Origin of the sequence: Thalassovita mediterranea (assembly GCA_019448215.1) — a bacterium.
Classification (GTDB): Bacteria; Pseudomonadota; Alphaproteobacteria; order Caulobacterales; family Hyphomonadaceae; genus Henriciella.
Genome location: CP080408.1, coordinates 2,865,585 through 2,879,460, shown reverse-complemented (window position 1 = coordinate 2,879,460; position 13,876 = coordinate 2,865,585). Strand labels below are relative to the sequence as shown.

16 protein-coding genes are annotated in these 13,876 nt (G+C 58.7%); 13 read left to right on the top strand and 3 right to left on the bottom strand.

Annotated features, from left to right (window positions below; translation table 11 throughout):
* The first annotated feature begins 53 nt into the window (after nt 1-53).
* Nucleotides 54-452 carry an energy transducer TonB gene (locus KUV46_14085; protein QYJ00447.1) on the top strand — a complete coding sequence of 133 codons (399 nt, stop codon included), beginning with the start codon at nt 54-56 and terminating at the stop codon, nt 450-452.
* Here KUV46_14085 and tldD read toward each other — a convergent pair.
* A complete protein-coding gene (tldD, locus tag KUV46_14080; GenBank protein ID QYJ00446.1) occupies nt 449-1,852 on the bottom strand; it encodes a metalloprotease TldD in 1,404 nt (467 codons plus the stop codon). The two genes, KUV46_14085 and tldD, sit on opposite strands and share 4 nt — an antisense overlap.
* 50 nt (nt 1,853-1,902) lie before the next feature.
* Nucleotides 1,903-2,454, bottom strand: coding sequence for a hypothetical protein (locus tag KUV46_14075; GenBank protein ID QYJ00445.1), 552 nt, complete (start codon nt 2,452-2,454; stop codon nt 1,903-1,905).
* Between the two features lie 181 nt (nt 2,455-2,635).
* Here KUV46_14075 and coxB point away from each other — a divergent pair, with 181 nt between their 5' ends.
* From coxB to KUV46_14025, 10 genes are all read left to right on the top strand, one after another.
* Nucleotides 2,636-3,562: a cytochrome c oxidase subunit II gene (coxB, locus tag KUV46_14070; protein QYJ02417.1), complete on the top strand. Its 927-nt coding sequence runs from the start codon at nt 2,636-2,638 to the stop codon at nt 3,560-3,562.
* Between the two features lie 26 nt (nt 3,563-3,588).
* On the top strand, nt 3,589-5,262 hold the full coding sequence (gene ctaD, locus KUV46_14065) for a cytochrome c oxidase subunit I (GenBank protein QYJ02416.1): 1,674 nt from the start codon (nt 3,589-3,591) through the stop codon (nt 5,260-5,262).
* 87 nt (nt 5,263-5,349) lie between these two features.
* Complete coding sequence (gene cyoE / locus KUV46_14060) at nt 5,350-6,318, top strand: heme o synthase (protein QYJ02415.1); 969 nt, start codon at nt 5,350-5,352, stop codon at nt 6,316-6,318.
* On the top strand, nt 6,315-6,581 hold the full coding sequence (locus KUV46_14055) for a hypothetical protein (protein ID QYJ00444.1): 267 nt from the start codon (nt 6,315-6,317) through the stop codon (nt 6,579-6,581). The genes cyoE and KUV46_14055 overlap by 4 nt, the downstream gene beginning before the upstream one ends.
* On the top strand, nt 6,578-7,126 hold the full coding sequence (locus KUV46_14050) for a cytochrome c oxidase assembly protein (protein ID QYJ00443.1): 549 nt from the start codon (nt 6,578-6,580) through the stop codon (nt 7,124-7,126). Before KUV46_14055 ends, KUV46_14050 begins: the two co-directional genes overlap by 4 nt.
* 71 nt (nt 7,127-7,197) lie before the next feature.
* Nucleotides 7,198-8,073 (top strand): cytochrome c oxidase subunit 3, encoded by an 876-nt coding sequence (locus KUV46_14045; protein ID QYJ00442.1) that lies wholly within the window; start codon nt 7,198-7,200, stop codon nt 8,071-8,073.
* Between the two features lie 9 nt (nt 8,074-8,082).
* On the top strand, nt 8,083-8,463 hold the full coding sequence (locus KUV46_14040) for a DUF983 domain-containing protein (GenBank protein QYJ00441.1): 381 nt from the start codon (nt 8,083-8,085) through the stop codon (nt 8,461-8,463).
* Entirely contained in the window at nt 8,460-9,155 is a 696-nt protein-coding gene (locus KUV46_14035) for a hypothetical protein (protein ID QYJ00440.1), read from the top strand. Before KUV46_14040 ends, KUV46_14035 begins: the two co-directional genes overlap by 4 nt.
* Nucleotides 9,152-10,537, top strand: coding sequence for a threonine synthase (gene thrC, locus KUV46_14030; protein QYJ00439.1), 1,386 nt, complete (start codon nt 9,152-9,154; stop codon nt 10,535-10,537). Before KUV46_14035 ends, thrC begins: the two co-directional genes overlap by 4 nt.
* A 93-nt stretch (nt 10,538-10,630) precedes the next feature.
* Nucleotides 10,631-11,602, top strand: coding sequence for an EAL domain-containing protein (locus KUV46_14025; protein QYJ00438.1), 972 nt, complete (start codon nt 10,631-10,633; stop codon nt 11,600-11,602).
* 4 nt (nt 11,603-11,606) lie between these two features.
* Here the strand turns inward: KUV46_14025 and KUV46_14020 are convergent, their stop codons facing one another.
* Nucleotides 11,607-12,167 (bottom strand): YqgE/AlgH family protein, encoded by a 561-nt coding sequence (locus tag KUV46_14020; protein QYJ00437.1) that lies wholly within the window; start codon nt 12,165-12,167, stop codon nt 11,607-11,609.
* Nucleotides 12,168-12,284: 117 nt separating this feature from the next.
* Here KUV46_14020 and KUV46_14015 point away from each other — a divergent pair, with 117 nt between their 5' ends.
* Together KUV46_14015 and KUV46_14010 are read left to right on the top strand one after the other, a co-directional pair.
* On the top strand, nt 12,285-12,767 hold the full coding sequence (locus KUV46_14015; protein ID QYJ00436.1) for a peroxiredoxin: 483 nt from the start codon (nt 12,285-12,287) through the stop codon (nt 12,765-12,767).
* A gap of 141 nt (nt 12,768-12,908) precedes the next feature.
* Nucleotides 12,909-13,874: an SPFH/Band 7/PHB domain protein gene (locus tag KUV46_14010; protein ID QYJ00435.1), complete on the top strand. Its 966-nt coding sequence runs from the start codon at nt 12,909-12,911 to the stop codon at nt 13,872-13,874.
* The last annotated feature ends 2 nt before the right edge of the window (nt 13,875-13,876 follow it).

Sequence of the window (13,876 nt, the reverse complement as noted above, 5' to 3'; positions counted from 1 at the left end):
TGCCAGCTCAACCCCAGGGTCATAGCCTGCGCAGGTATCAGGAGGGCGATGGGATGATCAGAGGTGCTTTGTTAGCAATGAGTGTCGTTGCCCTGGGTGCAACTGTTCACGCTCAAAGCGATGCTGATGGGGACGCGCAGCCCATATTGCCGCCCGTGCCAAGCTACCCACCCATGGCTCAGATGCTCGGCATCGAGGGCTATTGCGAGGTCAGGTTTTCCGTCGACGAAAACGGCTACACATTTAGCCTTACAACTTCCTGCACCCAGCCGATCTTTTGCTACCAGTCCAAAAGGGCCGTTTCACTTGCTCGGTTCGAGCCCAAACGGGTCGGCGGCCGTGCTATGCCGCGGTTCAACGTGGTCTATCCGCTGATGTATATGCTGGGAGAAGAGCACGATGGCGTCGATACGAGTGGTCTCAACCCTTGCGACGAGCGCGCCGTTTCCTAGCCTGCACCGCCCACTGTAAGCGCATCGACTTTGAGCGTCGGCTGGCCGACGCCAACCGGGACGCTCTGCCCGGCCTTGCCGCAGGTGCCGACACCGTCATCCATGGCGAAGTCATTGCCGATCATGGACACTTTGTTGAGTGCTGTCGGGCCGTGGCCGATCAGGGTCGCGTTCTTCACCGGTGCGATCACCTCGCCATTCTCGACGAGATAGGCTTCGGTGCACTGGAATACGAAATTGCCTGACGTGATGTCGACCTGGCCACCGCCGAAGTCGACAGCCCAGATACCACGCTTGATGGATTTGACGATCTCGTCCGGATCATCCTTGCCGCCAAGCATGACTGTATTTGTCATACGCGGCATGATGCCAGCGTCATAGCTTTCGCGACGTCCATTGCCCGTGGGCGCCATGCCCATCAGGCGGGCGTTCTGGCGGTCCTGCATGTAGCCTTTCAGGATGCCGTCCTCGATAAGGACGTTGCGCTGGGTTGGCGTGCCTTCATCATCGAAAGAGAGTGACCCGCGCCGCGCATCGAGCGTGCCGTCATCGACGACGGTGACCCCCTTGGCCGCAACCTGTTGGCCGATCTTGCCGGAATAGACGCTGGTCTGTTTGCGATTAAAGTCGCCTTCAAGGCCGTGGCCAACAGCTTCGTGCAGCAGCACGGCTGGCCAACCCGGGCCGAGGACGACTTCCATCTCGCCTGCAGGAGCAGGGATAGAATCGAGGTTTATTTCCGCCTTTCGAAGCGCGCGTTCAGCCATTGCCTGCCAGCGCTCCGGTTTGATCCACTCTTCATATTCGGCGCGGCCGCCCGCACCAGACGTCGCCGATTCGCGGCGACCATTCTTTTCCAGGGTGACAGCGATGTTCAGGCGGACGAGGGGGCGGACGTCATGGAAGGTTTCACCCGCAGGCCGCAGGATATCGATTTCCTGATGACTGCCAGCGAGAGAGACCGACACCTGAACGACGCGTGGGTCTCTCGCGCGAACCCAGGCGTCGATTTCGGCGAGCAGGCCGGTCTTCACCGTGAAGCCGGGCGCTTCCGTCGGGTCGATAGGCTGGTAGAGCTTTCGGTTCGTCGGAACTGGCCCTGCTGCGAGGGAGCCAGAGTAGCCGCGCTTGGCCGCCGAGGCAGTCTGCGCAGCGCGGCGAATCGCGTCGAGCGTCAGTTCGCCAGCATGTGCATTGCCGCTGGCTTCTGCGGCGACCACCCTCAGGCCGAACCCCTGCGATGTATCGAAGGCAGCAGACTTCAGCCGGCCATCGTCGAACATGAAGCTTTCAGAGCGCGCGCGCTGGACATAGATGTCGCCGTCATCAGCCCCTTCGCAGGCCTCTGCCAGGATACGGGTCGCTTCTGAGCGGTCGAACGGAAGATCTGTTTCAAGCATATGAAGACAATGGCCATTCGCCGCTCAGCCTGCAAGCGGGCAGGGGAGAGTTACTGCTCCTGAACCTCAAATCGGCTCAACTGGCGCTGTGCAAGGTCCCAGCCGGGTTTCAGCTCCAGCGACCGCTGAAAGTCGAAATAGGCGCCGGGAACATCGCCCGTGTTTTCCCGCGCAATGGCTCGATTATAATAAGCTGCGAACATGTCATTTGTGTTCAGCTCGATCGCGCGGTTCAGTGAGACGAGCGCATCGGAGAAGTTGCGCTGATAGATATGTGCGGCGCCTTCGTTCAGATATGCCGCCCCAAGGTCTGGCAGGATTGATGTTGCGTTCGCATAATCGCTGAGCGCTTCTTCGTATTCGCCCTCACGCATGCGCAGGACGCCGCGGTTTACATAGGTCGCCGCGCGGTTTTCCCGCGTGAGCGTTTCTTCACGCAAGGCGCGTGAACAGGTTTGCTCTGCAATGCGGAACACATAATTGCCGCTCTGGGCCTCGTCGTAGCATTCACGGGCCAGGCCACCGCCTACGACGAAGACCTGCGCGCTTGCTGTCGCGGCTGCGAACATGGCGACTGAGCCGGTTAGAAAGATACGTAACATGCCGGATACCTCCCTTTAGATGACAGCCAATATAGCGCTGCGTGAAGACAAAGCGAAGCTGCTGCGACATATTTGATTTTGCTGAAGGGGCGGGTGGACGCGGCTCCTGACGGGGGGTATTGCAAGGCTCGAATAATTACCAAGGAGTCGGGTTGTGCGTTTTCTCGTCGCTCTTCTTTCGATCCTTCCTTTCAGCGCTGCAGCTTACGCCGCTGTACCTGAGGAAGGCGGAATAAATCTTCAGGCTGCCGCGACGCGAATCATGGAGCGTCTGCACTGGTTTCACAATTACCTGCTGGTGATCATCACGCTGATTACCCTGTTTGTGCTGGCGCTGATCGTCTGGGTCTGCATCAAGTACAACAAGCGGGCCAATCCGGTTGCCCGGAAATTCAGCCACAATACGCCGATTGAGATCGTCTGGACTGTCGTTCCTGTGCTGATCCTCGTTGCGATTGCTGGGCCGTCTTTCTCGAACCTGTTCTATCAGGAAAACCAGCCAGACCTTGAGGCGATCGCGACTGCAGAAGGCGACGATCCGAACATCTATCCTGACGCAGCAGCGAAAGGCTGGATCACGGTCAAGGCCCAAGGCAATCAGTGGAACTGGACCTATTCCTTCCCGGATGAGCTCGACGGTGGTGGTTACCCGGTAGAGTTCGTGTCGAACCCGCTGCAGCGTGGTCTGTCTTCAGACCAGGACACGGAGGCTTCTCGCGGCCCACGTAACCTGTCGACTGACTATCCGCTCGTGCTGCCGGTCAACCGCTACATTCGTTATCAGACCGCCGCGTCAGACGTCATCCACTCCTGGACTGTTCCGGCCTTCGGCGTGAAGACCGATGCCGTGCCCGGCCGTCTGAATGAAGGCTGGTTCCTGGTGGAGGAAGAAGGCACCTATTACGGCCAGTGCTCCGAGCTTTGCGGCAAGGACCATGCCTATATGCCGATCGAAGTCCGCGTTGTTGATCAGGCGACTTACGACACTTGGATTTCGACCCTTCGCTCTGGTGATTTTGAAGGCGCATTCGGTGCGCTGGACCAGGCTCAAGTTGCAAGCAATTCCGACCGAGCAGGCGCTGAAACGCGTCTTGCCCGCGCCGAGTAGAACCCAAGAGGATTTCTGACATGGCAATGGATCAAGTTTCGACCGTCCATGACGATCACGCCCACGACCACAAGCCGGGCTTCTTTACGCGCTGGTTCCTGTCGACCAACCACAAGGACATCGGTACGCTCTACCTCGTCTTTGCGATCATAGCAGGCATTGTTGGCTACACCCTTTCTGGCATTATCCGTCTTGAGCTGGCGCAGCCGGGCATCGGCCCGCTCACCAGCCTGATGGAATTCTTTGGCTACTCAGGCGATCAGGCCATTGAGCATGCCAAGCATTTCTACAATGTCGTGATCACCTATCACGGCCTGATCATGATCTTCTTCATGGTGATGCCGGCGCTTATCGGTGGTTTCGGCAACTGGTTCGTGCCGCTCATGATCGGCGCGCCGGACATGGCGTTCCCGCGCATGAACAATATTTCGTTCTGGCTCACCGTGGCCGCCTTCGTCATGGCGTGCATTTCCATGCTGATCCCGGGCACCGGCGAGTTCCTTGGTTTTGGTGGTGGTTGGGTTCTCTATCCGCCGCTGTCCAGTGCAACCGGTCACCCTGGTCCTTCGATGGACCTGCTGATCCTGTCGCTGCACACCGCGGGTATCGCTTCCATCCTTGGCGCCATCAACTTCATCGTGACCATTCTGAACATGCGTGCGCCGGGCATGACCCTGCACAAGATGCCTCTGTTCGCCTGGTCGATGCTGGTTACCGCTGTCCTGCTGCTCCTGGCCCTGCCGGTGCTCGCTGGCGCACTCACAATGCTTCTGACCGACCGTAACTTCGGTTCGCAATTCTTCGACCCGTCCGGCGGCGGCGACCCGATCATGTTCCAGCACCTGTTCTGGTTCTTCGGTCACCCGGAAGTGTACATCATGATCCTGCCGGCCTTCGGCATCATCAGCCACATCGTGTCGACCTTCTCGAACAAGCCGGTCTTTGGCTATCTCGGCATGGCCTACGCAATGGTCTCGATTGGTGCGATCGGCTTCATCGTGTGGGCTCACCACATGTACACTGTCGGTATGCCTGCTGACATGAAGGCCTACTTCGTGGCTGCGACCATGGTCATCGCGGTGCCGACCGGCATCAAGATCTTCTCCTGGATCGCAACGATGTGGGGCGGCTCGATCGATTTCTCCGTACCTATGGTCTGGGCGATCGGCTTTATTTTCCTCTTCACCGTTGGTGGTGTGACCGGTGTTGTGCTCGCAAACGCAGGCATCGACCACATCCTTCACGACACCTACTACGTGGTTGCCCACTTCCACTATGTGCTGTCGCTCGGTGCCGTGTTTGGTCTCTTCGCTGGCTGGTACTACTGGTTCGAGAAGATGTTCGGCGTGAAGTACAATAAGGGCATCGGTTACGCGCACTTCTGGACGATGTTCATTGGCTCGAACCTGCTCTTTTTCCCGCAGCACTTCCTCGGCCTGAACGGCATGCCACGCCGCTATATCGACTATGCCGACGCCTTCTCGACCTGGCATTTCTGGTCGTCGATGGGCTACGCAGTGACCCTCGTCGCGACGCTGATCTTCTTCGTTGGCGTGATTGAGGCCGCTGTCCGTCGCCGCAAAGGTGTCAGCAATCCGTGGGGCGAAGGTGCCACGACGCTGGAATGGACGCTGCCTTCGCCGCCACCATTCCACCAGTTCAACGAGCTGCCGGAAGTGAAGCCGCAAGGCCACCACTAAAGGGCCGTTGAAGGACTGAAACAGAGCGGCCCTTCGCGTTCAGTGTCGCGAGGGGCCGTTTCCATCTTGATGGAGCACATGAAACCGATGTCGCATGTCGATACAGTTGATATGACCCCTGACGCGCCGCGCTATGCGACCGCGGGTGATTATGTGCAGCTGATGAAGCCGCGCATCATGATGCTTGTGGTCTTTACCGGACTTGCCGGTCTCGTCAGCGCGGTCGGCGTGACGGGCGAAGCGATCAATCCGTTCATGGCTGCCATCGCCACCCTTGCTATTGCGCTTGGATCCGGCGCCGCTGGCGCCATCAATATGTGGTACGACGCCGATATCGACGCGATTATGAAGCGGACGTCCACACGTCCCATTCCGTCTGGTGCTGTGCCGCGTGACGAAGCAATTGCGCTCGGCCTGGTAATGAGCGGTGTTTCCGTTCTCCTGATGTGGCTGGCCTCGAATGCCGTAGCCGCTGCGCTGCTTGCGCTTTCAATCGCCTATTATGGCTGGTTCTACACGATGCTGCTCAAGCGTCGCACACCTCAGAACATTGTCATTGGTGGTGCTGCGGGTGCGTTCCCGCCGGTCATTGGATGGGCCATTGTGACGGGCAGTGCACCGCTTGATGCATGGCTTCTGTTCGCAATCATCTTCTTCTGGACGCCGCCGCATTTCTGGGCGCTCAGCCTGCTCGCGCATGGTGAGTACAAGAAGGCGAATGTTCCGATGCTGCCTGTGACCCATGGCGCAAAGGTGACCCGTAACCAGATCATGGCTTACACGCTTCTTCTGGCGCCGCTGGCCCTCGCGCCAGTGCTGACCGGCCTGGGTGGTCTTGTTTACGCTGTGGCCGCGCTTGTTCTTGGCGTTGTTTTCGTCAAGCTGGCACTTGATGTCTGGCGCAGCGATGCTGGTGCAGTGCCGGTGCAGCCAGAGGGTGCGAAAGCAGCCAAGCGTCTATTCGCTTTCTCCATCCTGTATCTCTTCCTGCTTTTTGCTGCGCTGATCATTGAGCATGGCTTCGGGGCTTATATGGCGGTGCCGGGACTATCATGACCGAACAACAGCAAACCCCGCCACCTCCGCTGGATGATGAAGCCCGCCAGGCGCAGAAGCGCCGCAACTGGTGGCTGGCGCTTGCCCTGTTTGCCTTTGTCATTCTCGTCGGCGTAACCACTGTTGTGCGGCTCGCGGACTCCGAGCTCGGCCCGGATGGCGGCTTTTACTGGAGCAATCCTCCGCAAAGCAACAGTCAGCCAATGCCTGATCTGCCTGCGGGTGATGACGCTCGCTCTGAAGAAGAGGGGAGTGAACAATGAACAACCGGACAATCGCTCTTGGCGCCGGTGTCGCTGCGCTCGGCATGCTGGGGCTCGCCTTCGCGTCGAAGCCGCTCTACGACACCTTCTGCCGCGTAACGGGCTTTGGCGGAACGACGCAGGTAGCCGAAGCTGCACCCGAAGAAATCCTGGACCGGACGGTCAATGTGCGTTTCGATTCAAACGTGATGAATGCGCCCGTCCTGTTTCGTCCGCTGCAGACTGGCATGGATGTGCACCTCGGCGAGCACGGCCTCGCCTTTTTCGAGGTCACGAACACGTCGGATCATGATGTGAGCCTTATGGCGTCCTACAATGTGACGCCGCACAGGGCTGGCATCTACTACAACAAGCTGGAATGCTTCTGCTTTGAGGAACGCATCGTCAAAGCGGGCGAGACCAAGAAGCTGCCAGTTGTCTATTTCGTCTCACCGGAAATGGACGCAGACTCCAATCTCGCAGATGTGCGGACAATCACCCTGTCCTACACCTTCTACGAGACGGACAATTTTCAGGGTGCGGCGAAATCGGCGGCACTTAACTAGACGGTTGCGACTCCATTGGCCTGCGGGCTAAAAGGCGCGAAGAATTTGATGGATGATAGGGATTCCGGGCAATGGCACATGATGAAGTGAAACATGACTATCACCTCGTGAACCCATCTCCCTGGCCGCTGCTGGGGTCGATGGCGATGATCGTGCTGGCGATTGGCGCCGTTGGTTACATGAAGGGCCTGTTTGGTATCCCGGAAGGCTCACCATGGCTGATGCTGATCGGCCTCGGTTTCGTCGGCTATGTCATGTTTGGCTGGTGGAGCCAGGTCATCAAGGAGAGCAAGGAAGGCGATCATACGCCTGTCGTCTCCATTGGCCTGAAATATGGTATGGTTCTGTTCATCGCGTCGGAGATCATGTTCTTCGTCGCATGGTTCTGGAGCTTCTTCGAGTTCGCGATTTTCCACGGCGCCCGGGTTGGCGAGACCTTCGACGTCGCGAACCCGCTATATGCCGAGGCCCTTCAGGCTGTTGGCGGCCAGTGGCCACCGGCAGGCGTCGAGCTCTTCGATCCGTTCCACCTGCCGCTGATGAACACGCTCGTCCTGCTGCTTTCGGGTACGACGGTTACGGCTGCTCACCACGCCTTGCAGCACGACAACCGCAAGACGGCTATTAACATGCTGGCGATCACGGTCCTCCTGGGGCTCTTCTTCACGGGCCTTCAGGTTCTCGAATACTCGCATGCTGGCTTCAGCTATGACGGCACGCTCTACGGCTCAGCCTTCTTCATGGCGACCGGTTTCCATGGTGCGCACGTCGTCATCGGAACGATCTTCCTTGCGGTCTGCCTCATTCGTCTGATGACGGGCGGCATGTCGGCCAAGAAGCATCTCGGCTTCGAGTTCGCGGCCTGGTACTGGCACTTCGTTGACGTCGTGTGGCTGTTCCTCTTCGCCTTTGTCTACGTCATTCCTTACCTGGTGCTTGGCCACTAGGAGGTTTGCTTGGCTGGCAATGTTTCACCGATTAAGGCCGGGCTCGCCTGTCGATGCCCGGCTTGCGGTGAAGGCCCGGTCTTCAAATCCTTTCTGGAAATAGCGCCGCGCTGCACAGCTTGCGGCGCGGACATCTCCAAGGCCGATGCCGGTGACGGCCCGGCATTTTTTGTCATGTTCATCCTGGCAATCATCATCATGCCTCCGGTCCTGCTGGTGCAGATCGTTTTTGCGCCGCCTTTCTGGGTCCATGCCATTGTCTGGACGCCGCTGATTGTTCTGCTTGGGGCCTGGCTGTTGCGACCCTTCAAGTCGATCATGTTCGCGCTGCAATGGAAGCATAATGCTGAAGAGGTCAGGTGGACCGGTTCAGACGGACACTCCTCATGACTTTTCGACCTATGCCGCTCCTGACGGTCCTCACGATCGTGAGCCTTGTGATCCTCGTTCTGCTCGGGAACTGGCAGTATGCGCGCTACAGCGAGAAGAAGGCGCAAGGGCAGGTCGAGAACGATCCCTTCGAGAAAATCAGCGTTGAGGTCGACACGGCCAATCCTGGCAATGCGCAGCAGGTCTACGGCATCGTTGATGGCGAAGCGATCTGGCGGCGATATGTGCCGGGACGCATCAATGGCGAAGGGCCAGTTGTGCTCCTCCTTTGGGATGCAGTCGCAGGAACGGATCCCGTACCGCTTAGAATTGCAGGCCTCTCCGACTTTGAGGGGCGTGCAAATGCTTTTGAGCGCCCGGCCCAGACACGCGGTTTGGCCGGTTCCAGCAAGCCGGAGCGTGATCTCTGGTACGGGTTCAACGCAGCCTCCATGCTGGCCAATCTCGGCTACACGCAGGAAGATAGCCGCGTCGTCGAGCCGGATACGATGCGAGTCGTACTCGCCACGGACACGTCTCGTTCGCGGACAACAGAAAATCCTTATGCCATGCTGACCGGGCGGGACCCATTGCCGCCCGAACGCCACTTCGGCTATGCGCTCACCTGGTGGGGAATGGCGGTCGGCCTGATCGGGGTCTACATCGCCTTCCATCGCGCCCAGGGGCGGCTGAAGTTCGGAGGCAAATCGTGAAATTCATCTCCACGCGTGGACAGGCGCAGCCGGTAGGTTTCGTAGACGCATGCCTTTCGGGACTGGCGCCCGATGGCGGTCTCTATGTGCCTGAAAGCTGGCCGGCCATCGCGCCCGCAATCGCCGACGAGAGTTATGTTTCTGTCGCCAGCCGTGTGATCGCTGCATTCGCCGGCGATGAGCTTTCAAAAACGACCATCGAAGGCATTTGCGAACGGGCCTATTCGGGGTTCTCGCACAAGAGCGTCGCCCCGCTCGTTCAGTGGGGTTCGAACCGCTTCATCATGGAGCTTCATCACGGGCCGACGCTTGCGTTCAAGGATGTCGCCATGCAGTTGATCGCTCAGCTGTTCGATGAGGTTCTTTCTGCCCGTGGCCTTCGCATGAGCGTCACTTGCGCCACATCAGGCGATACGGGCGGTGCCGCGGCTGCAGCCTTTGCAGGGGCTTCACAGGTCGACCTCTTCATCCTTCACCCGTATGAGCGCGTCTCTCCGGTTCAGCGCCTGTTTATGACGACGACAGGCGCGGACAATGTCCACAACATTGCGATCGATGACGATTTCGATGTCTGTCAGGCTATCGTCAAATCCCTGTTCGCCGATCGTGATTTCGTCAATCAGACCTACCTGTCAGGGGTAAACTCTATCAACTGGTCGCGGATCGCGGCGCAAGCCGTCTATTATGCGACAACGCAGGCGGCTGTGGGTGCCGACCGCTCGCTCCGGTTCATTGTGCCAAGCGGGAATATGGGCGACGCTCTGGCCGGCTATGTGGCTTCACGCTGCGGTCTTCTTTCAGGGTTTGAGGCAGTGTGCGCCGTCAATGGCAACGACACGCTGCGCGTCCTGTTCGAGGAGGGGCGCATGCTGCGCAAGCCCGCGCTCGCAACGCCAAGCCCGGCCATGGACATCTCTGTGCCAAGCAATTTCGAACGGCTTGCCTTTGAGGTGAGTGGCCGTGATCCGGAGCTGATCCGGGGGCTTTATGATAGTTTCGCCCAATCCGGGGCAGTTGATCTTCCCGACCGTATCTCCGGCCCGTTGGGCTGTAGTGGTCTCTCTGCGGCTGCTGTTTCTGATGCAGAGACGCTGGAAGAGATGAACAAGGTTCATAACGAGACGGGCTGGCTTATCTGTCCGCACACAGCGGTCGGCACGCACGTCGCCCGGCGCAAGCCCGTCAGAGGAGACGTGACTGACGTGGTCCTGGCAACGGCGCACCCGGCCAAATTTCCTGAAACTGTGAAGGACGCCGTTGGCCGGGCTTGTCCGCTTCCAGACCGGGTCGCGGGCCTCGCAGACCGTGTAGAACGCTTCGAGCGTCTCTCTTCCGACGTCTCGGACGTCCGTCGTTACATCCTTGAAAATCGCCGCGACTGACGCTCGCCAGCGTCTGCGAATGAGGCTAGGTTCCGTCCAATGTTGTCGGCCGACCCTCTTACGCTAGGCGAATGGTCCTGGGATGCGCAGTCCATGCGCCTCTCTATCGATGTTGATGCGTCAGCAGGGTACCAGGAAATAGACGGCGTATGGACGCTCCAGTCCATTTCGAAGGTGCTGGTCGGTCTCAGCCATCAGAGGCTTCATCAGCTTTTTACCGACCCGACACCGATTGATGAGCCGGTGTCCTGCCGCCTCAAATTGTCGACAGGCAAATCGCTGACGCTGACTGGCCGGTTCCATGCGGATGGATCGGCAGCAGGCGTTCTGATGCGCCGGGGCGAGGCAGAAGAATGGCTGGCCGATCCGTCAGGTGCAGAGCTTGAGGCCGCATTCCAGCCAATCGTATCGCTGAAATCAGGTGAGATCGGCGGTTTCGAAGCGCTGGCGCGATGGCCACGGGCGAGTGCTGGCCATCCCTACAGCCCCGAAGACAGGGGGCTTGCGACCTCCATGTTGATGCGGGCGAGCGAAGCCCTGTCGTCATGGATCAGGGAGAGCGGACGCCGTGACCTTTTCGTGAACGTCAACGTGACCGCACCAGACCTTGCCGAAGAATCACTTGTCGCGCTGGTCGGTGACCTTATCGCCGGACATGACTTTGCGCCCGGCCAGTTAAGGGTAGAGCTGACGGAACAGGCAGCGCTTCGTGATCCGGAGACGGCTCTGCGAACGGTTGAAGCCCTCAAGGATGCCGGGGCGGGCGTCGTGCTTGATGATTTCGGCACTGGGCATTCGTCATTTGAATGGCTGGAAGCTCTGCCTGCGGATGGTCTGAAGGTGGATGCGGACCTCATCAGAAAGCTTGAGCGCCCGCGGATGCAGACCATTCTGAAGTCAGTAACCGGACTTGCCCATGAACTTGGCTTGAGCACGACGGCTGAAGGCGTTGAAGATCTGGAGACCGTTGGACTTCTTAAGTCGCTTGGTTTCGACTTCGTGCAGGGCTTTGCTTTCTCAAGGCCGCTTCCGGCGGTGCAGGCCGGCAAGCTCCTGAAAGCCTAGCCGGCTAGGCGTTACCGCCTGCGCTGTGCAGCCGCGCGACATCAATGCCAATCAGTTTGAGCGCTGTTGACCATTTGGAGTCGTGGCTTGGCCCGAAGACAAGATCCGGGATCGGCTCGCTGACGATCCAGGCATTTTCCGCAATTTCGGTCTCGAGCTGTCCAGCCCCCCAGCCGGAATAGCCGAGTGCCATGATCGATTCGCGTGGTGCATCATCCGACGCGATGGCGACGAGCACATCTCGCGTCGCCGTCAGGCAGAAGTCGTGATTGATGGCCAGCGTGGCCCCCTCACAATGGAAGTCATCCGTGTGAACGACAAAGCCCCGATCAGTCCCGACTGGGCCGCCATTCAGCACGGCGCTGTCAGGGATCTTGATATCCTGCTCGATGCCAAGCTGCGACAGGAGCTGGGGCAGCGTGAGGTCATCAATCGGCTTGTTTAGGACAATACCCATCGCATATTCAGGTTCGTGCGCGCAGACGAGCACCACCGACCGTGAAAATCGCGAGTCTCCGATTGAGGGCATGGCAATCAGTAGCTTGCCAGTCAGATCGCTCATCATGATCTGGTCACCTTTCCTTGGCTGAAAGCTGACTCAGGCCCGGTGATTTATCAAGGTTCGATTGAAAGCTTGCCCGCACTTGCATAAGAAGCGAGCAGTTTCGCAAGGAGAAATTCAATGACGATCAAGCAAGGCGATAAACTTCCGGACGCGGTCCTGATGGAAATGACGGGCAATGGTCCCGAGCCCCGCAAGACCGACGACATCTTCAAGGGCAAGACCGTCGCGCTCTTCGCCGTTCCAGGTGCTTTCACACCAACCTGTTCAGCCAAGCACCTGCCAGGCTTCGTGGAGAAAGCCGAAGAGCTGCACGGCAAGGGCGTCGATGACATTGTCTGCACGTCGGTCAACGACGTCTTCGTCATGAACGCCTGGGGCGAGTCAGCCAAGACAGGCGGCAAGGTCCGTATGCTGGCAGACGGCAATGGCGCTTTCGCAAAAGCCATGGGCCTCGAGATGGACGCCAGCGGCTTTGGCATGGGTGAGCGGTCCAAGCGCTATTCCATGCTGGTCAAGGACGGCGTCGTTGAGCAGCTCAATGTCGAAGATGGCGGCGAGTTCAAAGTGTCTTCGGCCGACTATCTTCTCGGCCAGCTCTGAACCGAATTTAGATCAGCAAGACAGCTGACTCGGTCTATAAGCGGCGCATACCTTCGAGGTGTGCGCCGTTTTGAATTTATTCTTATTGAAAAACGATGAAAACGCCCCGATATCAGTCCTAGGTTAAGGAGGAGAGCCTGGATGGAACCATCTGTCATCGTCGTCATCGTCATTGCCGCAGTCGCGCTCATCGTGCTGGTCTCGGCCATCAAGGTCGTGCCGCAAGGATATAATTTCACGGTCGAGAATTTTGGTCGCTATACCAATACCTTATCGCCCGGACTTCACTTCATCATTCCATTCTATCAGCGCGTTGGCCGCAAGATGAACATGATGGAAAGCGTGCTCGACATTCCAACCCAGGAAGTGATCACCAAGGACAATGCGATGGTGTCATGTGATGCTGTCGTCTTCATTCAGGTGATCGACCCGGTTTCGGCGGCCTATGAGGTCAACAATCTCCAGAATGCTATCCAGAACCTGTCCCTGACGAACATCCGGACGGTGGTCGGCTCGATGGATCTCGATGAAGTCCTGTCGAACCGGGATGAGATCAATGCGCGGCTTCTTTCAGTTGTTGATGCCGCGACGAACCCGTGGGGCGTAAAGGTGACGCGGATTGAGATTGCCGACCTGACGCCGCCGGCTGACATCACTGAGGCCATGGCCCGCCAGATGAAAGCCGAGCGCCTGAAGCGCGCAGAGATCCTTACTGCGGAAGGTGACAAGCAGTCTGCCATTCTCAAGGCCGAAGGCGCCAAGCAGTCCCAAATCCTTGAGGCCGAGGGCCGCCGCGAAGCCGCCTTCCGCGACGCTGAAGCACGTGAGCGCGAAGCCGAAGCGGAGGCAAAAGCGACTGCCATGGTTTCTGAAGCTATCGCCAAGGGCGATGTGAACGCGATCAATTACTTCCTCGGCCAGCAATACGTGATGGCCTTCGAGAAGCTTGCAACGTCCCAGAGCAACAAGACCGTGATCATCCCGGCCGAGTTCAGCTCCATCCTCGGCACAATTGAGGGGATCCGCGGCCTCACCGAGAGCGCGGGCAAGTCGCTTGCCGCCAACTCAGGCGGCGCTGTCCCAACTACCCGCAGGCGGGAGGAGTAGTC